This window comes from Hymenobacter sp. HDW8, from assembly GCF_011305775.1.
Lineage (GTDB): Bacteria > Bacteroidota > Bacteroidia > Cytophagales > Hymenobacteraceae > Hymenobacter > Hymenobacter radiodurans.
This window is the reverse complement of the sequence record NZ_CP049907.1, coordinates 1,804,443-1,828,728: the sequence shown is the minus strand read 5'-3', so window position 1 is coordinate 1,828,728 and position 24,286 is coordinate 1,804,443. Positions and strand designations below refer to the sequence as shown.

At 50.0% G+C, this 24,286-nt stretch carries 13 protein-coding genes; 4 read left to right on the top strand and 9 right to left on the bottom strand.

What is annotated here, in order from left to right; all coding sequences use genetic code 11:
* Positions 1–193 precede the first annotated feature (193 nt).
* The 4 genes from lon to G7064_RS07470 all read left to right on the top strand — a co-directional run bounded on the left by lon (position 194) and on the right by G7064_RS07470 (position 6,357).
* Positions 194–2,653 carry an endopeptidase La gene (gene lon, locus G7064_RS07485; protein ID WP_133271899.1) on the top strand — a complete coding sequence of 820 codons (2,460 nt, stop codon included), beginning with the start codon at positions 194–196 and terminating at the stop codon, positions 2,651–2,653.
* Between the two features lie 152 nt (positions 2,654–2,805).
* Entirely contained in the window at positions 2,806–3,879 is a 1,074-nt protein-coding gene (gene porQ, locus G7064_RS07480) for a type IX secretion system protein PorQ (protein ID WP_166073105.1), read from the top strand.
* 226 nt (positions 3,880–4,105) lie between these two features.
* Positions 4,106–5,524, top strand: coding sequence for an ATP-dependent protease ATPase subunit HslU (hslU, locus tag G7064_RS07475; protein WP_166073104.1), 1,419 nt, complete (start codon positions 4,106–4,108; stop codon positions 5,522–5,524).
* A 155-nt stretch (positions 5,525–5,679) separates the two neighbouring features.
* Positions 5,680–6,357, top strand: a complete 678-nt coding sequence (locus G7064_RS07470) for an SDR family NAD(P)-dependent oxidoreductase (RefSeq protein WP_166073102.1) — start codon at positions 5,680–5,682, stop codon at positions 6,355–6,357.
* A 135-nt stretch (positions 6,358–6,492) separates the two neighbouring features.
* Here the strand turns inward: G7064_RS07470 and G7064_RS07465 are convergent, their stop codons facing one another.
* The 9 genes from G7064_RS07465 to G7064_RS07425 all read right to left on the bottom strand — a co-directional run bounded on the left by G7064_RS07465 (position 6,493) and on the right by G7064_RS07425 (position 24,267).
* A complete protein-coding gene (locus tag G7064_RS07465; RefSeq protein ID WP_166073101.1) occupies positions 6,493–7,050 on the bottom strand; it encodes a hypothetical protein in 558 nt (185 codons plus the stop codon).
* A 49-nt stretch (positions 7,051–7,099) separates the two neighbouring features.
* Complete coding sequence (locus tag G7064_RS07460; RefSeq protein WP_166073100.1) at positions 7,100–8,719, bottom strand: SusD/RagB family nutrient-binding outer membrane lipoprotein; 1,620 nt, start codon at positions 8,717–8,719, stop codon at positions 7,100–7,102.
* A gap of 36 nt (positions 8,720–8,755) precedes the next feature.
* Positions 8,756–11,989: a SusC/RagA family TonB-linked outer membrane protein gene (locus G7064_RS07455; protein WP_166073099.1), complete on the bottom strand. Its 3,234-nt coding sequence runs from the start codon at positions 11,987–11,989 to the stop codon at positions 8,756–8,758.
* Between the two features lie 523 nt (positions 11,990–12,512).
* Positions 12,513–13,946 (bottom strand): RagB/SusD family nutrient uptake outer membrane protein, encoded by a 1,434-nt coding sequence (locus G7064_RS07450; RefSeq protein ID WP_133271906.1) that lies wholly within the window; start codon positions 13,944–13,946, stop codon positions 12,513–12,515.
* A gap of 20 nt (positions 13,947–13,966) precedes the next feature.
* Positions 13,967–17,149: a SusC/RagA family TonB-linked outer membrane protein gene (locus tag G7064_RS07445; protein WP_166073098.1), complete on the bottom strand. Its 3,183-nt coding sequence runs from the start codon at positions 17,147–17,149 to the stop codon at positions 13,967–13,969.
* 312 nt (positions 17,150–17,461) lie between these two features.
* A complete protein-coding gene (locus G7064_RS07440) occupies positions 17,462–18,823 on the bottom strand; it encodes a RagB/SusD family nutrient uptake outer membrane protein (protein WP_166073097.1) in 1,362 nt (453 codons plus the stop codon).
* 22 nt (positions 18,824–18,845) lie between these two features.
* The gene (locus tag G7064_RS07435; RefSeq protein ID WP_166073096.1) at positions 18,846–21,944 is read right to left on the bottom strand and encodes a SusC/RagA family TonB-linked outer membrane protein; all 3,099 of its coding nucleotides are present in this window, start codon (positions 21,942–21,944) and stop codon (positions 18,846–18,848) included.
* A 322-nt stretch (positions 21,945–22,266) separates the two neighbouring features.
* Entirely contained in the window at positions 22,267–22,704 is a 438-nt protein-coding gene (locus G7064_RS07430; protein WP_133271910.1) for a hypothetical protein, read from the bottom strand.
* 72 nt (positions 22,705–22,776) lie between these two features.
* Positions 22,777–24,267: a SusD/RagB family nutrient-binding outer membrane lipoprotein gene (locus G7064_RS07425; protein WP_166073095.1), complete on the bottom strand. Its 1,491-nt coding sequence runs from the start codon at positions 24,265–24,267 to the stop codon at positions 22,777–22,779.
* Positions 24,268–24,286 lie beyond the last annotated feature (19 nt).

Below are 24,286 nucleotides of genomic sequence, written 5' to 3'. Positions count from 1 at the left end.
CCGATTTGTCGGCGCGAGGCCGATGGGGTTTAGTGGCATAGCACTTGTCAAAGCCGTACCTTCGGACTACCGTTGCCCCTGGGGAGCTACGGAGCGCTGCAATTCTGTCATTCTGGCGCCGCCAGCTTTCCCCTATTGTATTATTATGAGTGAAAACCGCAATTCGCGCCGTCCCAAATCATCCGTTTTGCTAATGGCTGAAGATCCCGCCGAGATGGTGTCCATCATTGCCACTGATCCAGATCAGACCCTTTCCGGGCAGGATGCGCCCGACGTATTGCCCCTGTTGCCCGTACGAAACACTGTGTTGTTTCCGGGTGTGGTATTACCCGTGACCGTAACGCGCAAAAAGAGCATCCGGCTGGTACGCAAAGCGTACCGCGGCAATAAGATTGTGGGCGTTCTGGCCCAAAAGAACACCCAAAGCGACGACCCCACGCTCGCCGACCTGTATGAAGTGGGCACAATGGCCCGCATCCTGAAACTGTTGGTGTTACCCGATGGCAACACAACCATCATTATCCAGGGGCAAAGCCGATTTAAGGTAGAAGAGGTGCAGCAGGACAGCCCTTACCTAACGGCTCGCGTCAGCTACTTCCCCGAAACGTTTCCTAACAAGACCTCTAAGGAGGTAAAAGGCTTGGTGGCGTCGCTGAAAGATGCGGCTGCGAAGATGCTCAAGCTCAATCCTGAAATTCCACAAGAGGCCCAGGTAGCGTTGGATAACATCGAGTCGCCGGCTTTCCTTACCCATTTTCTGTCCTCGAATATCAACGTGGAGGTGGGGTTGAAGCAGAAGCTGCTGGAAATCAATGATGGCGTGGAGCGGGGCACGCGCCTGCTGGAAATGATGATGAAGGAGATTCAGCTTTTGGAAATCAAGCACGAGATCCAGAGCAAGGTTCATACAGACATCGATCAGCAGCAGCGGGATTATTTCCTGCGCCAGCAAATCAAGGTGCTCCAGGACGAGCTTGGCTTTGATGGCCCCGACCAAGAGCTAGAGAAGCTGCGTGCTCGTGCGAAGGATAAAAAATGGCCCCCAGCCGTTGCCAAGCACTTTGCCAAGGAGGTAGATAAACTAAGTCGCGTAAACCCCGCAGCGGCTGAGTACCCGATGAGCGTGAACTACGTAGAGTTTCTCCTCGATTTACCCTGGTCGGAGTACACTAAGGATAACTTCAATCTGACTCGTACCCGTAAAATCCTTGACCAAGACCACTATGGCTTGGAAAAGGTAAAGGACCGCATCATTGAGTATCTGGCCGTGCTGAAGCTGAAGCAGGACATGAAGGCGCCGATTTTGTGCCTCTATGGCCCTCCTGGCGTGGGTAAAACCTCTTTAGGACGCTCGGTGGCGAAGGCACTCGGGCGTAAATATGTGCGAATGAGCCTGGGCGGTGTGCGCGACGAGGCCGAGATTCGTGGGCATCGCAAAACGTACGTGGGCGCCATGCCCGGCCGTCTTATTGCCCAAATTAAGAAGGCGGGAGCTTCAAACCCGGTTATTATTCTGGATGAGATTGATAAAGTAGGCGCTGACTTCCGCGGCGACCCACAGTCGGCGCTGCTAGAAGTACTCGATCCGGAACAGAACTCAACCTTCACTGACAACTATCTGGAGGTGGAGTACGACTTGTCGAAGGTGCTGTTCATTGCTACCGCTAATGCGTTGGATACCATTCATCCGGCCCTACGCGACCGGATGGAAATCATTGACTTGACAGGCTACACGCTGGAAGAAAAAACGCAGATTGCTAAAAAGCACCTGTGGCCCAAAGTGCTCCACGAAAACGGCTTGACGCCAAAGGATGTGAGCATCACCCAGCCCGCTTTGCAGCGTGTTGTCGATGACTATACCCGCGAGTCGGGAGTGCGTGGCTTGGAGCGCAAGCTTGGATCGGTAGCCCGCAACATTGCTAAAAGCAAAGCCTTGAAAGAAGCACACGTTGCGGTGCTAGAGCCGAAAGATATAAGCCGCATTCTCGGGGCCGCTACTTTCGACCGGGACCTGTATCAAGACAACGAAACGGCTGGCGTGGTGACGGGCTTAGCCTGGACGTCGGTAGGGGGTGATATTCTCTTTATCGAAAGCCTGCTGAGTCGTGGCCGGGGCAAAGTGACGCTTTCTGGTCAGCTGGGCGATGTAATGAAAGAATCGGCCGTTACTGCCTTGTCGTATTTGCGCAGCCGCGCCGATTCGTTGGGCATCGACCACCGGCTTTTTGATCAATACGATCTGCATATTCACTTCCCGGAAGGTGCCGTTCCCAAAGATGGACCGAGCGCGGGTATTGCTATTTTCACCAGCATTGCCTCGGTGTTTACGCAGCGTAAAATCCGTTCGCACCTAGCCATGACGGGCGAAATTACCCTGCGCGGTAAAGTGCTGCCGGTGGGCGGAATCAAGGAAAAGATACTGGCTGCCAAGCGCGCCGGCATCCGGGACGTGATTCTCTGCGATAAGAACCGGAAAGACATTCAAGAGATTTCGGCCGAGTATCTCAAGGATCTGACTATTCACTACGCTGCCCGCGTCGATGATGTGCTGAAGGTGGCGCTGCTGGACGAGTTGGTAGCTAATCCCATTAAGCTTACCGTGCGCGACGAGCCTGCGCCAGCCTTATATGGCCCAAGCGTAGAGGTATCATAAGAAAATAGAAAGAGCAGTGGCCCCAGAATGCTTCCTTACTGTGTCGGCGAGAAATCTCCAACTATTGTAAGGAAACATTCTGGGGCCACTGCTCTTTCCAATTCATACATTGAAGTAAAGCCAGAGTAGCCTAATCGCTGTATCTTGGAACGATGATTCGATTGCTGCCCTCTCGTTTATTGCTCGGCTTCTCTAGTTTGGTGCTGGGAGCAATCTTAGCCAGCCAGCCAGCGGCCGCGCAGATTGGGGGCCAGCAGGCGTTTACTTTTCTGAATTTGCCCCCCAGTGCCAAGCTAGCTGGGTTGGGCGGCGTAAACGTCAGCTCCCGCGACGCCGACGCGACCATGATTTATGGCAACCCCGCCCTGCTCAACGCTGACATGGATGGCCGCCTGGCGCTCGGCTACGTTGATTACCTGTCTGATATCAAGCAGAGTACGGCCGCTTACGTTTTCAATACCAAATCATTTGGCCGACTGGGCGTTGGACTCACGTATTTGAACTACGGCAGGTTCGAGCAGTTTGATGCTGCTGGTAATAGCCTAGGTGAATTCTCAGTCAATGAATACGCCCTCGGTGTGTCGGATGCTTACACCAGCGGCAACTTCACGCTGGCCGGTACGCTCAAACTCGCCGTGTCTGGTATTGCCGGCAATCATTCGCTGGCCGCTCTGGCTGATGTGGGGGGCATTTTTAAACATCCATCGCAGGATTTTACGGTCGGCCTCACGGTGCGCAATGTGGGCTACCAACTCCAGCCGTATGCCGGCGCCGACCGCGAACCCATGCCGCTGGACGTGCAACTGGGCGCATCCTTCAAGCCGGAATACATGCCTTTGCGCCTCTCTATCACGGCGCACCATCTCCAGCAGCTGGATATAGTATACCTCGACCCAAACCAGCGCGGACAGCTCGACGATAATGGCGTGGAAATCAAGCCTAAAAAGTCGCTGGGGGACAAAATAGCCCGCCACTTTGTGGTGGGGGGCGAAGTATTGTTCAGTAAGAACTTCCACCTGCGCGCGGGCTACAACCATTTGCAACGCCGGGAACTGCGCCTCGAAAACACGTCGGCGGGAGCAGGGTTGAGCTTTGGAGCGATGCTGCGTATCAGCGAGTTTCAACTCGATTATACCCGCGCTTACTATCACGCATCGGGGGCAGCCAACTACTTCACTGTGGCCCGTAATCTGGACTCGCTTTTTAATAAGCAGAATAGCAATTGACCTTGTTATCAAATTCTTACAACACCTTTTTATTTGCGCCAACAGGTAGCCCTTGACCAGTCGGCTTCTGAAGCTAGCTACACTCTTTTTCTACGGTAACTCGTTTGGTAAGCGGAGTAACGCCGATAGCCTAACCCGTTAGCACGACGTATAAGAGTCCCGCTCACAAGCAGCAGTCCAACCTCACCACCTGTGGGTTTACACCTGCCCACGTTTCTTCTATCCCATGATTGAATCAGCTTCTTTTCTTACTCCGGCGCAAATAGTAGCCGAACTCGATAAGTACATCATTGGTCAGCATGATGCCAAGCGCCACGTGGCTATTGCGCTACGCAACCGCTGGCGCCGTTTGCATGCCCCTGCTGATATGCAGCGTGAAATTGTGCCCAACAATATTCTTATGATTGGCTCGACTGGGGTAGGCAAAACAGAAATTGCCCGCCGCCTAGCCAGCATTGCCGACGCGCCCTTCACGAAAGTAGAAGCTTCCAAGTTTACGGAAGTTGGCTACGTGGGTCGCGACGTGGAAAGCATGGTGCGCGACTTGGTAGAGCAATCGGTGAATATGGTGCGCATGCGCCGCAAGGAAGAAGTAAAGGTGCAGGCAGCTCAGGTAGTAGAAGATATTATTCTGGATGCGCTTATTCCGCCTATTTCCAGCGGCGCCACTACTACGGTAGCTAAGCCTTCCGTCGGCTTTGGTGGTGAGGGCAGTGCCATGCCCGACAGTGACCATGAGCTAAACGAGCGTACCCGCGAGAAATTCCGTCAGAAAATTCGGGCCGGCGAGCTCGATGACCGCAAGATTGACATCAAGGTCCAGCAGAATAATACGCCCGGTATTGGCGTAGTAGGTGGACCCGGCGGCATGGACGAAGCCTCGATGGCCGGCCTTCAGGATATGCTTAGCAGCATGATGCCCAAGAAAACCCGCAAGCGTAAAGTCACTATTGCCGAAGCTCGAAAGATTCTGCTCGATGAGGAAGCAGCTAAGCTCATCGATATGGATGAGGTGAAGGACGAAGCCATTCGCAACGCCGAAAATGCGGGCATCATCTTCATTGATGAGATTGATAAAGTAGCTAGCCGCAACGGCAAAAGTGGGGGCGGTGGGCCCGACGTAAGCCGCGAAGGCGTGCAGCGCGATCTGCTGCCCATCGTGGAAGGCTCGGCCGTCAGCACCAAGTATGGCGTCATCAACACCGATCATATCCTGTTCATTGCCGCCGGTGCGTTTCACGTAGCCAAGCCCAGCGACCTGATTCCCGAGCTGCAAGGTCGCTTCCCGATTCGAGTAGAACTGCAAAGCCTCACTAAAGCCGACTTTTATCGCATTCTTAAGGAGCCGAAAAATGCCCTCACCAAGCAATATGAGGCACTCTTGATAGCCGAGGAAGTACAGCTAACTTTTGATGACGCCGCTCTAGAGCGCGTAGCCGAAATAGCTTTTGAAGTGAACGAGGAAGTCGAAAACATTGGGGCGCGGCGCCTGCACACTGTCATGAGCCGCTTGCTTAACGACATCCTGTTCGATGTTCCCGATCGTATCGGCGCCAATGCCCATATCCTCATTACCCGCGAGCTAGTGGAAGAACGCCTCAGTGATATGGTTCGCAACCGCGATTTATCGCAATATATCCTCTGATAAAAGGTAGCGCCGACTGGGCAAGCTATCGGCTTCATACTTACTGTAGAAAAGGCGGCTTCCAGGAGTCGCCTTTTTTGTTGGGTTTCCTCTGCAGATGATTTGCCCGTATAAGAACTTCCTTTCGACGGTCTCACCTCTACTTCCAATACCCAATGCATTATTACATCATTACGGGCGCAAGCCGAGGCTTAGGCAAAGCGCTAGCTGAAGAAGTGCTGCGCCAACCCGATACGACGGTCATAGGAGTATCACGTCATGCTACCATTGAGCATGCGCGTTACCACCATCGCCCCCTCGACTTATCGGATATTTTGGCCGTGGAGGCCAATTTGTACACCGTATTTGCCCCCCATCCCGATGCAGCTAGCCTCACGCTGATAAACAATGCCGCGGTATTAGGCCAAATCGGGTACGTGGGTGAGCTTCCCAATGAGCACTTCACCTTTGCCTTCAATGTGAACTTGGTGGCCCCGGCTATGCTCATGAATACCTTTCTGAGTAACTATGCTGACATGACTTGCCCGCGCACTATTCTCAATATTAGTAGCGGTGCGGCCCAGCGGGCCGTAGATGGTTGGGCAGCTTATTCGGCCTCCAAAGCGGCCCTCGATGCGTTGTCGCGCGCTATTCAGAAGGAGCAGGACTTGCGAGGTACGGGAGTGCGCGTGCAAACTATCTCCCCAGGAGTACTCGACACAGGGATGCAGGAGCAGATTCGGAACACCGACAACCGGCAGTTTAGTGAAGTCGATAAGTTCGTAGCGTTTCACACCGAAGACAAACTCGCAGACCCAGCCGAAGTAGCCCGCAAGATTTTATCCTCGTTATAAGTGCACTAGCTTCTGCATTATAGGCTCTACGAATCAGCCCTACCACGGCTATGAGCCGGTTCAACTCAAATAAGAAATAAAAAGCCCCCCAGATATCGTCTGGGGGCTTTTTTGCGACTAAACTTTCAGGCAGCATTACTGAATAGTTACGATGCCCGAGAAAGGAGCATTCAGGAAAGTGGGATTATACTCGATGCGTGTGCCATCTTTCAACAGCAAGGCATACGTGAAGCGGAAGCCTTCTCCGGTCCGCAACGACGCTCGGGTGAGGGCAGTGCGAGCACCTGCTTGCGTAGCGCCCGTAGCCCGCGTCAAGCCTTGAATTACCTCGTCAATTGTCAGTTCAATCGTGCCCGAAGTGGGCGGAACTGTACGAAGCAATACCGTAGGACCACCCACGCCTAGTGCGGGAGCCGTAGTGCCAGCGGGTACGTTGAACCCCACAAACTGGCGGTATACTTGAATGGCTTCCACCTCATTCGCATTGCCGCCTTGTACCTGTATATCAAAACGAGCGGCGGCATTGCCCGTGCCTTGTACCTCTGTGAGCTTAAAGGCATTCTCAGCCGTTACGTTGGTATAGATCTGCGGATATTCCTTGGTTTCCGGGAAAGGTAAGTCTGGATCATCCTCGCAGCCCGACGCGCCTAGCGCTGAAATCACTACCAGCAAAGCAAAAAGAACCTTTTTCATAGTCTTAGTGAAAAATGGTGATGCTACTACTTTATATAAAAGCAGGAGCTTATCTATCCCAGAAAACTTTGTCTGTGGTTACGTTTGGCTGCGCAGGAGCATTCTGATTCGTGAGCAGGTCGTTGTTACGATACGTGAGCCGAACCGGAAAAGCCCCCGTCTGCACAGTGCCAGGGTACGCAGGCAGGTCTGAATATGGAATGCGCGGGTAGCCCGTACGCCGGTAATCGGTGTACACATCAGTGCCCGTGCCATAGTTGGCAATGTACTTTTCCGTCATGATAACGTTGAGCTTAGCCTCATCCCCAACCGCCGCATCGTACCGAGCCAGCGCCGCCGTAACGTAAGCGGTGATGGTAGCCGCCGGAATTTGGGGTACAGTATAGGACTGCGCCGCATCCTGGGGGTTAGTCGTCGTGATGATAGAGTTGATCTTGTTGAATGAAGCCGTTACCGCGTCGCTAAAGGCCGTTCGGGCAGCAGCCTGGTTACCCAACACCATCAACTGCAACTCTGCCTCGATGAACTTACGCGCGAAGAAGGTGATAAAGCGCTGCGGTACGTTGCCTCGGGCTGAGGCACCCGTAGCACCAGCCGCCAAACCGGCACCATTGTCATAGCGGCCACCTATGGGGTACAAGCCCTGCAGTGTGCGCACGTTTGCATTGTTGGTGTTGGCCTGTGGGCCATTACTGCCAAACTGCACTGTAATGAAGCGACCTTCCTGGTAATCCGCAATGGCGGAGGGAGTGTTCAGCGTATACTGATTGAAGAAGTAGTAAGGAATCCGCGGATCTGGCGTAGCTCCTCCGGTAGTTCTCATCAGATCATAAAAGAACCGATTAACCCCATTCTCCCGGCCACTGCCCGCATAATCGCCTTGGAAGCCAGGATGGCGGTTTTCGGGGCCACTGCCTGTACTAAAGCGAAACTCAAAATCGTCGGCGGCGGTAATCAGGTTTTGTGCCAGCAAAGGCGTAACCTGCGCTCGAACGTCCTGCACAAGACGCACTTGGTTGTAGAGCTTCAGCTTCAGCGTATTGCCCAGCCGAATCCACTTGTCGCGATTACCTCCGTAAATCAGATCGTCGCCGCCCAAGGGCCGACTAGCATCGGTCCGCTGCAGATTGGCGATGCCCTCGTCGATTAGACGGAACAGGTCGGCATAGATTTCCGCGTCGTCGTCGAAGCGGGGGGCATTAAAATTGGTCGCTGATGTTTGGGAGCCACGTAGCGCTTCGGAGTAGGGAATATCACCCCACATATCCACCATTTGGCTGACTACATGGGCCTTTTGAATCTGTGCTACGCCCACGTGCGTCCAAGCATTGGTAGCGGTACCCTTTTCAATTATAGCCTCATTATTAGACAGTGTGCTGATGTACAAGCCCTGCCAAGAGTTATTAAAGGTCTCGCCCGTAAGGCCATAGGTACCAACCCGACCATTAATAATCTGCTGCATAAGAGCGGAAGTATACTGACTTAGGCCTAATACATTATGACCCAGGTAAATACCCATCGCCGTCTGAGTTGTCGTCATGAGCAGGTCGATGTTGACATCTACCGGGTTGATGGGATCAGTGTTGACATCCAAAAACTTTTCGCATCCAGCCCCACCTGCCAGCACCCCAAGCAACGCCAGGGTGACAGGGATTTTAGATATTTTCATGAGAAGTAAGTTCTAAGTTGAACAGGAGGAAAATGCCTAGAACGTCACGCGCAAGTTGACCCCATAGCGCCGCGAAGACGGAGCATTTGTGAAGTCAAAACCCTGCGCGTTGCCAGCGCCATACGAGCTGGTTTCTGGGTCAAAATTCATGTACTTAGGCAGGTTAGGCGTGATATAAAACAGGTTACGCCCCGACAAGCTGAGATTGGCCGCCCGGAATAACTTTGTTCTTTCGAGCAACTTGCTAGGCAAGTCGTACCCAAGCGTTATCTCGCGCAAGCGAATAGTAGTGGCATCGAAAACGACAAACTCGGATGCTGCACCACTAGCGAAAGAGCCCGCACCGAAGTACAAATCGTTATAGGAAATAGCGGTCGTGTTTGGAGTAGCACTGCCATCGCTATTCAGAATAGGCTGGAAGGTGTTTGGGTTGCCGTACACACCGTCAATCACTACCGTCTTCTCGCGGTCTTCGGTGTCTTTGGTTACCCCTCGCAAGAAATAGCTCTGGATTGTTTGAGACCAAATGTCCCCACCTTGGCGGTAGTCAATAACCCCTTGCAACGACAACCCTTTGTAGGTAAAGGTGTTGGTGAAGCCCAAGGTGAAGTCGGGGTTTGGATTGCCGATAACATCCACGGTGGGTGAAATAATCATCCGGCCCGTAGCCTGGTTGATGAGCACCTTACCCGACTGCGGGTCGCGGGCGGCCACTGAACCAACGAGCAGACCATAGGGCTGGCCAGGACGATGAATCGATTGGGGATCGGAGAAAAAGGCCCCCGTAACCCCATTCAACTGCTGCTGTACGCCCTCGGCTAGCTCCTCCACAATGTTGCGGTTACGGGTAAAAGCGGTGAACGTATTCCAGCGGAATCCGCCAGCATCAATGGGCACTACGGTCAGCGCAAGCTCAACGCCTTTGTTGGATACTTCCCCGGCATTCGTAAGGAAAGAGGTGAAGCCCGTGGCAAAGGGTAGCGTTAGGTTAATGATCTGATCGGTCGTACGACGGTCGTAATAGGTGCCACTCAGCACGATGCGGTCTGAGAAGAAGTTCAGGTCAGTGCCAAACTCCACCTCCTTGGTAAATTCGGGTGTCAACTCAGGGTTGCTCACTCGTCCGCCCCGCGCTGCACCAGCCACGCCATTGAAGGGGAATGTGATAGAGGCGGCGTTATTACCAAAAGTTGGGTTTACCGTGAATACATTGTTGAGGGCGTTAATGGGCGCGTCGTTACCTGCTTTGGCCCAGCTAGCCCGCACCTTACCCATGTTCAGTATGTCCGACTGGATACCAAAGGCTTCAGTGAAGATCAAGGAGCCGCTGAAACTCGGGTAGAAGAATGTATTGCTGCCAGGCGAGAGTGTCGATGACCAGTCATTCCGACCTGTCACGTTCAGGTACACAAAGTCTTTATACCCCAGGGTAACGTCTCCTAAGACGCCAAACAAGCGACGTCTTTGTTGAATCGTGCCGTTTTGGGATACGTTACGAGCATTCGTAATGTCATCGATATCAAACAGAATGTAATTGGTACCGAGTACGGAAGAGTTGTTGTAAACGCGCTGGTTCACATTGTAGCCGGCAATAGCGCGTAAGCTGATATCTTCCGTTAGGTTGTCATTGAACGTCAGCAACGCCGTGCCCTCGAGTTCAGTGTTAGTGATGTAATCCTGAATGATCTGGCCCGTACCGTTGGCTCCCGTTGAGCCAGGACGAATTACGGAGCGACGCTTATCATTATAGGTGTTCACGCCCCCAGTGAAGCTGAAGCTCAACCAATCAGTGAAGTCATAGCCCAGATTTAAGTTGCCCAGAACTCGGTCAACGCGCGAATTATATGTGTTGTAACGTACTGACCAATAAGGGTTATCTGCTCCTGTTTGCCCTGTTAGCCAGCCTAGCTCGGAGCCACGGGTGATGGGGTTTTCAGACGGTAGCCCTGAGAGGTCAAGGTTGCGGGGCAGGAATAGCAAACGGTTAAGGAAAGAAGCATTACCGACAGCGTTGGCGGCTCCCAGCGTCGGCCCATCCTGTTCGCTATTTACATAGGTTACGTTAGCGCCAATGGTGAACTTATTAAACTGGCCTGAGCCCCCTGTGCTGATGCTGGTGCGGTCAAAACTCGACTCTGGAATCATCCCATCCTGGTCGGAGCGCGATAGTACCGCAGAGAACTTCGCGTTTTCACCCGTACCAGCAACGGTGACAGAGTTTTCAAATAAGGTCCCTGTTTTAAAGAAATCCTTAACGTTATCATCAAAGGCCTGATAAGGATAACGTGCGCCAACGAACTCCGGAAATGCCTGATTGAGTCGTGGTACATCGAATGGGTGCGGTACATCAACGGGTGCTTGTATACTGCCAAATGCGGGCCCCCACGAGCCATTCGCTTGAGAGTAGACACCATTACCGCCTGAGCCATACTTGTTCTGAAACTCCGGTAGGCCCGATATCTGATCGGCCGAAAAAGAGGCATTATATGTTACCTGCAACCCTTTATCACCGCGGTTCCGACTGCCAGTTTTCGTTGTTATGACAACCGCGCCATTTGCTGCCCGCGAACCATAAAGAGCTGTGGCGGCAATGCCTTTCAGCACGTTGATTGACTCAATATTATTGGGGTCGATGTCAACGGCGCGGTTGGAGTAGGGGGCACTGTTGCCAAGGGAAGCAACCGATTGATCTGAACGGTTGTCGAACGGAATGCCATCAATAACGAACAGCGGCTGGTTTTCATTAAGCAGCGACGAGTTACCCCGAATCGTGATACGGGTCGAGGCACCCGGAGCGCCGCTGGAGCCGCCAATATTGACGCCAGGAACCTTACCTTGGAGAGTCCGCAGCACGTCCGGCTCCGATTTCTGGACTACTTGCTCGCTTTTAACCTCTGAGACGGCGTAGCCTAGTGCGCGCGACTCGCGCTGAATGCCTAGTGCCGTCACCACTACTTCACTCAATTGCTTGGTGTCGGTTGCTAAGGAAACATTAATCTGATTTTCAGTTCCAATTGGCTGGTTGACGGTGACGTAACCAATAGAGCTAAAGGTGAGCGTACCCCCGCTGGCTGGCACAGTCAACGAGTAAGAACCATCTGCATTAGTTGAGACGCCATTGGTTGTGCCCTGAAGCAGAACCGTAACTCCGGGTAGGCCATCCCCAGATTGTCGATCAGTGACTCGGCCGGAAATGCTCCGGTCCTGAGCCCAAACTTGCTGTAGCAAGCCAAACATGAGCAGTAAGCTCATGAGTAAGGTTTTTTTCATGCACCAAAGAGTTTAAAGTGAAAGCCTCTAGTGTGAATAGTATTTTGTTTTTAAAATATTTAAATTTTAGTTGATAATTTTGTGCCTTTTGCATAGCCATATTACCCGTCTTCAAGATGGTTTTTGCAATCATTTTTATTGAAAATATTTTTGTAATACATTATCGTTCAGCTTGTTTGGTAACAAGTTGTTAGGTTTTGAACCTATATGACACACAGGATTTCTTACCTGTTGCTTGGCTCGAAGAATAATTTTTGGAAAAAGTCTGGCACAATAAAAAAGCCCCCAGAGCATTCCGGGAGGCTTTTTTTATTGTGCCGCATTACTACAGAGTAGTTATGTGTGTTTTGCTTGTATTTTAAGGTATCATATAGTTGATTATAAGCGGTTTGATGATTTTAATTTCTATGTGTTGGCCCACTTAATTACCGCTTGCAGCCAGCTAATCAATACAGAAAAGAAACCAATGAAAATAAAAAAGCCCCGGCTATGCAGCCGGGGCTTTTTGTTGAACCTAACCTGATTAGTACCCAGGGTTCTGCACTAGATTGGGGTTCTGTTGAATATCTACCAAGGGAATGGGTAGAATTGCTCTTTCTGCACCATACGCAATACGGCTGGAGTTACGCTTATAGCGCATCAGGTCGTAGTAGCGGTGGCCTTCGAAAGCTAGCTCCAAGCGGCGCTCCAACAGGATAGCTTCAATCAAAGCAGCCTTATTAGCAAAGTCAGCAACTGTGTAAGAAGGCGCAGTTGCGGGCTTCGAACGGTTGCGTACCAGATTCAGGAGTGTAACAGCCTCAGCACTTACGCCAGTGGCTGTTTGAGCTAGTCCTTCAGCACGGTTGAGCAAGGTCTCTGCATATCTTACTATCGGCACATAGTCAGCCGAGGCTTCGTTGTACTTCTTGGTAAAAATCAGAGGGCTGCTGGTGGAAGCAGGAATAGTGGTAGGCGTGAGCAACAGCAAACGGCGACGGTCATCAGCAGGGAACTGGCTAGTCGGAATCAAAGCATAAGGGTTTACGCTTATGTCTGCGCGACGACCATAGTGCTGTCCCAAGGCGTTGTTCGTATTCGGGTTATCCGATACGTTCATGGCCACCGAGAAAATTGACTCAGCGTTTGAGAAGGTAGCAAGAGTAAACGGCACAGCGGGAGTAGCAGCCAAAGAATGACGTGCTCCGGTTACTACTTCACCTGCCAAGCGAGCAGCATCAGCATACTTACCTTCGTAGAGATACACGCGGGAAAGCAATGAGCGGGCGGCATCCTTAGTGGCACGCGCCGTCTTATCGAAGTTGGTGGTGTAAGTTTCTGGCAGCCCTGCAATGGCATCTGTCAAATCCGCCTCAATTTGAGCATAAACTTCCCGTACTGTAGAGCGAGGCTTGGCTTGGGTTGCATCGAAAGCAGATACAGCATCAGGTGCATCAAGCTGTAGAATTACGCCAGGGTGAGAAGCATCAGCCGTGAAATTGTAGGGTTGAGCAAACAGATTCACTAAGTGAAAATACACCAGCGCCCGAATGAACTTGGCTTCACCTATGTATTGCGCCTCTAGCTCTGGTGCCACTTTGCCCGTGTTCTTCGTCATATTTTGTATGAAGAAGTTAGCACCGTACAGGCTCCGATAACCGCCTGTCCAAGCGTTGGTTACAGTACCATCGTTGGCCAGCGCATTCAAAGTGCCAATACCACCGAAGAAGCCGGTGGGATTGGTGTCATCACTGCGTATATCACTATAGATTAGTGCGCGGCCACCCAAGAACTCGGCGTTCTGTAACTGGTCGTACATGCCAGTTGCGGTTTTTTGAATGCGGTCGGGGTTTGCGAAAGCATCTTCCTGAGTTAATGCTTGCGGTGGAGTTTGTTCTACAATATCCTCACAGCTGGTAGCCGTGGCTAGCAGCAAGGTGCAAAGTACAAGCTGCCGTAGAGTGGAGTTATTAAACATGATTCTAAGAGAGAGCAAAATTAAATACCCAAGTTGATGCCGAAGGTGAAGCTCCGCGTAGGAGGAACAGAGCGGCCATCTGTGCCATAGGCAATGTTGGAAGTGATGTTAGAGTTCACCTCAGGGTCAAGGCCACTGTATTTCGTGAACGTATACAGGTTTTGCACAAGGCTATAAATCCGCACGTTGTTTAAACCTAAACGCTGAGCCACAGAAGCAGGCAAGTTGTAGCCTAAGCTAACCTGACGTAAACGCAGGAAATCACCTTTCTCCAACCAGCGAGTAGAAGCCTGAGTTGATACTACGTCACGTAATACAAGCTTTTGGATATCCGTCTCTTGACCAGGAGTAGTCCAACGATCCTTGATCTCTACGATATTATTCTGGAAGCTATTGCTTAGCATAGCAGAGCGGTAACCATTGTAGATATAGTTGCCAGCACTGTATTGCATGAAAATACCCAACTCAACGCCCTTGAAGGCAAATGTGTTGTCAAAGCCACCAAAGAACTTGGCATAGCCTGTTTTGCCATCCTGATACTTAAAGTCAGCTGCACCAATAGGAGTGGTAGCCTCGCCATTTGCATCCAGCCAACGACCAGTTGTAAATACAGTACCGTTGCGAACAGTATAAGCAGCATCATACTGCTTAATGTTACCATCCTTATCGTAGAACTGCGCATTGCCATTCTCAGGGTTTACACCGGCCCACTCAGGCAGATAATAGATACCAAGTGCCTTATCAACGCTGGCGCGCTGAACACCAGAGATAATATCGTTTGGCGTTGCCAACTCAGTTACGCGGTTCTTGATAATCGAGCCATTGAAGGAGGAACTCCAAGAGAAGCCATTATCCAACTTTACGTTTACCGTGTTCAATGTCAATTCGAAACCACGATTATACATCGAGCCGATGTTCCGGTTGATAGAGGCTCCGGGTACGCCCGTGCTACGCAATACAGGGGCTGCTAAGAGCAGGCCGCTGATATCATTGTTGAAGTAGTCAAAAACGACATTCACCCGATCATTGAATAGAGAAGCATCGAGGCCGATGTCAAGCTTCTTAGATGTTTCCCATCCCAAAGCCGGATTGCCTACCTGCGAGATAGTGAAGCCGTTTACGTCAGCATAAAGACCTCCACCCACTAGGGTACGAGAAGCATAGTTGCCTATACCATTAGAGTTACCTACCAAGCCATAGCTAGCGCGGACTTTCAAATCGCCAATTGCAGAAATATTCTGTAAAAAGCTCTCTTCTGAAATACGCCAGCCTACAGAACCACCTGGGAATACACCACGACGGTTGTCTTCTCCGAATGCAGACGACTCATCTGCACGCAGCGAGAAGTTAGCATAGTACTTATTGCCGAAGCTGTAGTTTGCGCTACCGTAGTAGGATTTGAAGCCAAGATTAGACAGCTGTCCTCCACCGGGAGCCTGTGAGGTGAAAACGTTGTCGATGATAGACTGGAACTTGTCGTCAGAGAAACCACCGGCAACCGTGTAAATACGACGGAGCTTCGTCTCTTGGTATTCAACACCAGCAATCAACCCAACAGTATGGTTTTCACCAAAAGTGCGGTCGTAGTTGGCGTAGTTTTGCCAGTTATACTGAGTACGGTCTGTGTTGTAGTCCTGTACCAAGCCAAGCTGACCCGCGCCGAGAATGTTCCGGCCTAAGCCACCTAGAATACCGCTGCTATACTGCTCCTCAAAGTTGGTAGTATAGTCAATACCGTACTTTGTGGTTAGGTAGAAGCCTTTAAAGGGCTCAACCGTCAGATAGCCGTTGCCTAATGTACGCTGCGACGTGTTGTCGTTTTTGTTTAGCGAGAGCGTACCTGGGATATGATAGTAAGCGTTAGGAGCAATAGCAGCATTTGGAATAGCGTTATTGCCATTGCCTAAGTTGCCCAAGTTGTTCAGATAATACGTGCCGTCAGGATTGAATACGGGTACGTTTGGTGGAGCAGTGTAGCCCGATACCGTAGCACCTGCTAGAGCACCCTCGCCGTTGATGCCTTGGTTATACGTCTTAGCATAGCTAAGGCTAACACCCGACTTCAACCATTTCTTCGGAGTTAGATCAAGATTCAAACGTCCGGAGCCGCGACGCAGACGGTTTTTCATGATAATACCTTTCTGGTCATTCCAGTCGCCTGAACCGTAGTACTTAGCGAATTCATTGCCGCCTGATAAAGCTACTTGGTAGTTCTGCTGAGTACCAGTTTGGAAAATCTCATCAATCCAGTTTGTCTCATCATCGATACCATCACCATTTACGTCAATTGGCTTTGCGATGTCGATAGGGAAGGTAGTATTGGCGACGCCGTTTGAGCTGCCGAAGCGGCTGTTATTAGCCTTTTCGTTGCTGATAGTAGCGAAGTCAGCTCCATTCAGTACTTCAGGCTTGCGGATAGCTTGCTGAAAACCATAGAATGAATTCAGCGAAATACGGTTTTGACCCGATTTACCACGCTTAGTAGTAATTACAATTACGCCGTTAGCCGCGCGCGAACCATAGATAGCTGCTGCTGAGGCGTCTTTCAATACGTTAACTGACTCAATATCATTAGGGTTGATATCGGCCAGGGGATTGTATCGCGTGCTGAGTACGTTGCCTTGGTTAGAAGTATTCAATGGAATACCATCAACCACATACAGCGGATCGGAGCTACCTGAAATAGAGTTGGCACCCCGGATACGAACTGCTGCCTGGTCGCCTAGGGTTCCGCTGGTTGTGTTAACGTTTACACCGGCCATACGGCCTTGCAATGTCTGGTCAACACTCTGTACAGGCTGGAGAAGCAATTTCTCTTCCTTAACCTGAGCAACGGAACCAGTGATGTCTTTCACTTCCTGTGAACCGCCATAGCCTGTTACAACTACTTCGCTCAGTGCTTTAGTATCAGCGGCCAACCCTACGTTGATCTGGTTGTTTGTGCCAATTGACTGCTCTTGTGTAACAAAACCAATCGAGCTGAACGTTAATATTCCGCCTGAAGCCGGGACGGATAATGAAAAAGTACCATCCGAGTTGGTTGAAATACCATTGGTGGTACCTTTAAGTAATACAGTTACGCCGGGTAGACCTTCACCTGTCTGCCGATCTGTAACCCGACCGGAAATGCTCCGATCTTGTGCGCTCACCTGCTGCAACAGAGTGAGAATGAGTAAAAAACTCATTAATAGAATTCTTTTCATGCAATAGATTTGTTAATGAAGGGTGAATACTAAAGACCAAGATATGCATAATTCAAATCTCATAACATTCTCATAACATGCTTTATGCAGAACGTTATATCGTATATGTTATATTTATTAGCTACATATGTATGATATAAGTGCTTTGCTAATTTTGTAGTTAATACATATAGTTGTGATTAACAATGATTTAAGTTAAGGAATTGACTTCCAGACTTTGGCTAGAATCAAGAATCGCTACATAGAGTTGGGTATAAATAAAAAAAGCCCTCCATAAATTATGGGGGGCTTTTTTTACAATCTGATCAAACTCTAATAACCAGGATTCTGAGTTATGTTCGGGTTATTAACAGTTTCGCGGAACGGAATGGGGAAAAGCAATCGGTTAGGGTCTACAATACCTAGTAGCGATTGGGCTCTACCTGTACGCACTAAGTCAAACCAGCGGTGTCCTTCCATGGCCAACTCTACTCGGCGTTCCTGCGCAATAGCATCCAATAGTGCTGGTTGAGTTAAACCAACTCTGGGGGCTAGACCTGCACGTACTCGTACTCGGTTTAAGAGTGTAAGCGACCCTGGTAGGTCTCCAAGCCGAGCTTTTGCTTCTGCTCCAATCAGCAGGATTTCGGCAAAACGGATAGCACGGAAGTTATCAGTACCTGTACCTGGGTCGGTATATTTAATACCCACGCCTGCTGCAACAGGTCGTGTGCCTAGTATGAAAGTGCCGTTAGAAATTGATGCATCCTTGCGCTGGTCGCCGGTTTCGTACGCTGTTGGCAGTGTACTGGCTGGGCCAGTGGGGCTCACCTCATTTCGTCCGCCATTTATACCGGGTAGAAAGAAAAAAGCAAGAGAGCTCTGCGTATTGGCATCAAACTGAATTTCCCAAATAGACTCCGCCGAATTCTCAGTTGTAAAGACGCTCCTGTAGCTGGGTAAAAGTTGAAAACGATTACTAGCTATAATCTGATCAGCTGCTGCGGCTGCACCTTGCCAGTTTTCACGATACAATTCTACACGTGCTCGTAGCGCTGTAGCAGCCGATTTTGTAGCTCGGCCTACATTTACCTCAGGTAAAGATGGTTCCGCGGCCGTTAAATCAGCAAGAACTTGCTCGTATACAGCAGCACGGGGCGAACGGGCTACATTTAATGTAGCGTCAGGCGTAGAGGTAGGGGTGAGTACCAACGCTACATCACCCCAATACCGAGTAGCATCAAAGTGGGCATAAGCTCGCAAAAACAAGGCTTCAGCCAGAAATGCATTGCGCTGCTCTTCGCTGATACTGGCTATAGCCGGAACCTGAGCGATGACGTTATTGGCGCGGTTGATCGTACGGTAGATGGCGAAGTATATATCCTGATTATTAACGTTATCGGTCAGAATATTACGGTTTTTGGTTTGAGCGTAAGTCGGGAAAGTACCGATATGAGCCAAATTATCGGCTGCTAGGTCAGCGAAAACCGGATAAAGAAGGCCTAGGTAGTTAGCGCTCGTCAGAGCACCGTAGATACCGATTACTGCCCCTCGCGCACCTTCTAAGTCAGTAAATACATCGTTTCGGTCAACGGAAGTTTGGGGAGTAGGTTCAAGAAAATCAGAGCAGCTACCTGCACTCAGGCCCAACAGCCCAAGCATTGCCAGCGTTGCAAATTTGGAACGAACAGTCATATGATCAGAGAGTAAAAACAAGTTAGAGACCCAGGTTAATGCCTACCTGAACGGTACGGGCTTGTGGGAAAGTGAGGAAGTCAGTACCCAGTGACGTGTTACTGCCACTGAAAGTATTGATCTCAGGATCTAGGCCAGAGTAGTCTGTAAAAGTTAATAGGTTCTGACCTGAGACGTAGATACGAGCAGTTTGCAACCGCATCACTTTAGTAATGCCTTCTGGAATGTTGTATCCCAACGTTAGCGTCTTTAAGCGTAGGTAAGACCCATCTTCTAGAAAGCGGTCAGAGGTACGACGGTTATTGTTGGGGTCCCCCTGAGCGGCCCGGGGCATCGTAGTGCTGGGGTTCGTAGGCGTCCAACGGTCATTCACAGTTGCAAGCTGTCCAAACTGTCCATTCATTCCTTCTGCAAACGAGCGGGTATTGCTGTATATCTCGTTGCCGTACTGAAACTGGAAGAAGAAGCCTAAATCGAAGCCCTTAAAGCTTAACTGGTTGTTAATGCCACCGAAAAAGTCAGGCTGTGCTGAACCAATTATAGTTTGGTCAGCTGCAGTAATAAGGCCATCAGGTTGTCCATCTGGACCCCCAGCAATATCGCGGAAGCGAATGTCACCAGGCCGAGTTCCTTGAACCTGATAAAAAACCGTTTGACGACCAGCCGCTTCACGGGCAGCAGCATTGTCAGCATCAATTTCCGCTTGGGTTTGATATATCCGGTCTACCTCATAGCCATAGAAGCTGCCTAGCGGGGACCCTACTTGGACGCGGTTAGCAAATCCAGAAAGGAAAGGTGCGTTATTCACCAACCCTGTTACTTCGTTACGAATAAAGGAAAGGTTGAAATTGGTAGTCCAAGAAAAGGCATCACTTTTTACGTTCTGCGAGGTCAACTCAAGCTCCAATCCTTTATTCTCAAGACTACCTATATTCTGGGTAACATCAGTAAAGCCAGAAGTTAGCGGTAGCTGGCGGTTGAGTAGCAAAGCATTTGCCTGCTTTTTGAAAACGTTAGCTGAAAACATCAGGCGGCTATCCAAAAAGCCTACGTCTAATCCAACGTTTGTTTCTTTCGACTTCTCCCAAGTCAAGTCACTTACGCCAATTTGCGTGGGTACCAAACCCGCGAGCTGATTGTAGTTGGCTAGGTTGCCTGAACCTACTCCATAAAGATTACGCGAAGCAAAGTTGCCAATTTCGAAGTTGCCTGTCTCACCATAACCGCCACGTAGCTTCAACTCGTTTACGAATATCTCTGGGAAGAAAGCTTCTTCTGAGATACGCCAGCTACCAGAAACTGCTGGGAATATGCCATACTTATTCTCCGAGCCAAAACGCGACGAACCATCGCGGCGTAAGGAGCCACTCAGGATATAGCGTCCCTTATAGTCATAGTTAGCGCGTCCAAAGTAAGAGAGCAGGGTCCAGAGGGTACCGTCCGACGAAGCTTCAGTTCTAACCGAGCCAGCCGCTAAGCGGGTGATTTTATTGGTCGCAAATCCCGAGACAGTAGTAGTAATACCTTCCTGAGTTGACTTGATTGCGCTTTGTCCGGCTAGCAACGTAAGGTTGTGGTCACCGAATGATTTATTAAAGGTCAACGTGTTTTCCGTCTGCCAGAGCACATCGTAGCGGCTGTTTGCATTACCTAAGCCATTACTACCTGTTGCCTGCAGCAAGGTGCTAGGTAAAAACCGGTCTTCTTTTAGGTTTAGATAGTCGGCCCCTAACGTAGTGCGAAACCGTAGGCTCTTTAGAATATCTGCTTCCGCATACACACTACCGATTAGACGATTGTTTCGCGCTTCCAGAATAGGAAGAGTAGCGGCTGCTACAGGGTTTTCAACGGAGGAAAAACGGTCACGACCAAAGCTGCCATCGGCGTTATAGATAGGCGTCTGGGCACCCAACAGAATAGCTGCACTAAGAACGCCGTATATATTATTATCGTTGGCAATGCGGTTGTTGAGCGAGCGGCTGCCTGTCACATTCATCCCGATTCGTACCCGATCCGAAATTTTGTTGTCAAGGTTAAAGCGTACGCTGCCACGCTTGAAGCCCGAACCAATGATGATACCTTCTTGATCAAAGTAGCTGCCCGTAACTAGAAAGCGCGTCCGCTCGTCGCCCCCAGATGCTGTTAGAGTATAACTGCCTATGCGAGCTGTGCGGAAAATTTCATCCTGCCAATTCGTGCTGGCTCCTGTGAACAAAGATTGATTTGCAGTAGGATTAGCTTCTACGTACAAAGGAGCCTGCCCTACGTTTGCGCGTTGTTCATTAATCAAATCCTGCGATTGTTGTCCGTCGAGAACATCCAAGCGCTTGATGGTCTGTTGCACCCCCTGATATGCATCAAGTGTGATTTTAGTGCGACCAGCTTGGCCACGCTTGGTTGTAATAAGAACTACTCCGTTCGCAGCCCGTGAGCCATAAATGGCGGCAGCTGCGGCATCTTTTAAAATTTCGATTGAAGCAATATCATTAGGATTGATATCCGACAGGGCGTTCAACTGCTGGTTGCCTACGCCAATATTGGAGTAACTACCAGTATTGATAGGTACACCATCTACTACATATAGCGGGTCGCTACTAGCTGATATTGAGTTATTACCCCTGATACGCACGGCAATGCCACCACCTGGTGTTCCTGAGTTGGCTGTAACCTGTACCCCCGACGCCCGACCTTGCAACGCTTGGTCAACTCCCGCGATTGGTTGCCCCTGAAATTCTTTCGCGTCAACCGATGTGATAGCGCCGGTAACAAGTGCCTTAGACTGACTGCCATAACCGACTACAACTACTTCGCTCAGAGCTTTCGTGTCACTGGCAAGCGCCATATTTACCTGGTTGCTTGTGCCAATAGCTTGCTCCTGGGAAACGAAGCCAATCGAGCTGAATGTCAGCACACCTCCAGAAGCCGGAACTGATAGCGCGAAGGTACCATCAGAGTTAGTTGATACACCATTGCTGGTGCCCTTAAGTAAGACCGTTACGCCAGGTAGTCCCTCTCCCGTCTGCCGGTCAGTGACCCGGCCAGAGATGCTTCGATCTTGGGCTGTCACCTGCTGCAACAGGGTGACAATGAGCAGAAAGCTCATAAGTAAGATTTTTTTCATGCAAAGGGTGAAATGGTTAATGAGGTGAGTATCTGACTAATATATAAATTAAGTATTGGTGTATAACATTAAAAAAATATGTTTTTTATTAATTGCCACAACTTTTTTTATATGTATAATTATATTTAGTGTAAAATTAAATTATTTTGATAAATCACATTTAACTTAGTGTCAGTACTTTGCTTAACGAGTATATCTATGTTTAATCGATATAAGTCACAGGTAACAGTAAAGCTTAGAAGTAAAAAAGCCCCCCAGGATATCCTGGGGGGCTTTTTTACTTCTAAGCTTTACTGTTACCTGTGACTTTCTATCCGCCTTACTATTGTACAATTACAGCAGTAAAGTAGCGTGTGGCCACGCTAGCATCTGGCATAGTTGCATCAACTTTAAAGGTATAAGTGTTCGCAGCACGAGTCGAGGTAGGATTAGATCCTGCACCCACCACAGTGCCAGTAGTACGCACCGATCTTGCAGGGATACTCAGTGTAGCGCTACCATTAGCTATGGCTAGTGTGCCCAAGTCCTTTGAGCCCCCGGTATAAGTGCTTAGAATACGCACAGTGCTCGCGCCAGGTGCAGAGATTTTCAAGTCAATATTGCCGGTTACTTTATAGTCAGCTGTGTTTTTGTCGATGAAGTCGTCAAAAATGATTTGAGTAGGAGGAGTAACTCTAAAGTTTTCTTCCTCTTTCTCGCAGCTGGCTAGTGTTATTGCTGTTACAAGCAGCAATAGCAGGTGATAAATGGTTCTTTTCATGAAATTAATCTTATTAAAGAGGAGGGAAAGTGCCTCGTGAATAGGTACATCTATTCACGAGGCGACTAATTATTAGCGGCCTGGATCCCAGAATACAGCTGGCGCCGTCAAGTCGGTGCGCTCAGGAGTGTTCGCTGGATTCGCAACGCGCTCCAAATCTGAGTAGGGCAGAACCCGGGGAATCTGAGGAATGACAGCGTTCGCAGCCGGGTTCAACGCAGGGTACTTAGTGCGGCGCCAATCAGTCCAAGGCTCCACAGCTACACCATAGTTGGCTACATATTTCTCCTCGATGATAGTGCGAAGAAGGCCTTCAGCTCCGCTAGAAGCAGTATTAGCAGCAATTTGAGCTGGTAAGCCCGCTACATACGTGTCGATTGCAGCAGTAGCTACGCCTGCCATTTGCATAGAAATGCGAACACCAGCCGTAAGTGAGGTAGTAGCACTGGCTACGTTACCCGTACGAGAATAGTATTCAGCCAGAATGAAATGATACTCAGGAGCAATCAACATTCGGATGGGAGCAGCTCCTGTATAGGTAGTCGTTGTTCCTGTTGTTGTTGCTTCACCCCGTAAGTAGGTATGCATCCGAGAGAAAGCAGTCGCAGGCGCACCAGTTGCTCCTGTTCCATTGCCAGCACCCGTATACTGACCAGCAACTGGGGAAGCCGTGAAGTAAGTAGCACGACGTGGATCCGACTTGGTATTCATCAAGCCAACTAATGTTGAGCTCGGGAAAAACTGGTTAGGACGACGGCCTTCGAACTGATGAATGGGGTTTTCGTTGTTAGAGATACCAGCGAAGTCCATCTGAAAGTTATCAGCAGCCGTGCTGATAAAATTCGCAGGTCCTTGTGCAATCAGTGTAGCAATATTGCTGGTAGCAGTAGCTGATACTTTGGGGTAGTAGTGCACATACAACCGTAATTTCAGCGTATTAGCAAGCTTTCTCCATTTAGTTACGTCTCCACCATAGATCAGGTCGTCGGTGAGAGGAGTAAACTCAGAGGCTTTTGCTAAATCCTCAACCCCTGAATCGATAAGAGCCAGAATGCTGGTGTACACAGCTTCTGAGTTATCGTACTTCGGCTGTACGTTACTAGCGAACTTTAGCGCGTCTGTTAATGGGATATCACCCCAGGCGTCTGTTGTTACAGCGAATGTAAATGCCTGCATGATCTTGCTGATACCAGCATAACGCGGGCTGCTCGTTTGCGTCTGCTCAACGAGCTTCTGCAGATCAGCTAAGGCACCACCATAGATGTTTGAGCGCCAGACGTTGTTCATGTCTGTTGCAGTTACATTGTAGCGGTCGTACTCAGCATTCTGAATACCTGCGCCACCCTGACCCGCGAATTGCTGGACGAATAGAGAACTGTAGCGGTGAATATCAGAGCCCATCAAGAAACCAAGGTGAGTCTCGGCAGCTACCAACACGTTAGGTGCCGGAGCGGCCAGTACCGCGTTTGGGCTCTGGTTCACGTCTAGAAAATCGTCGCATGCACCCAGCAGCCCTAATGTGGCTGTGAATGCGACATATTTAGTAAAGCGGAAAAATCGCATGTTATGAGAAGTTAATCAA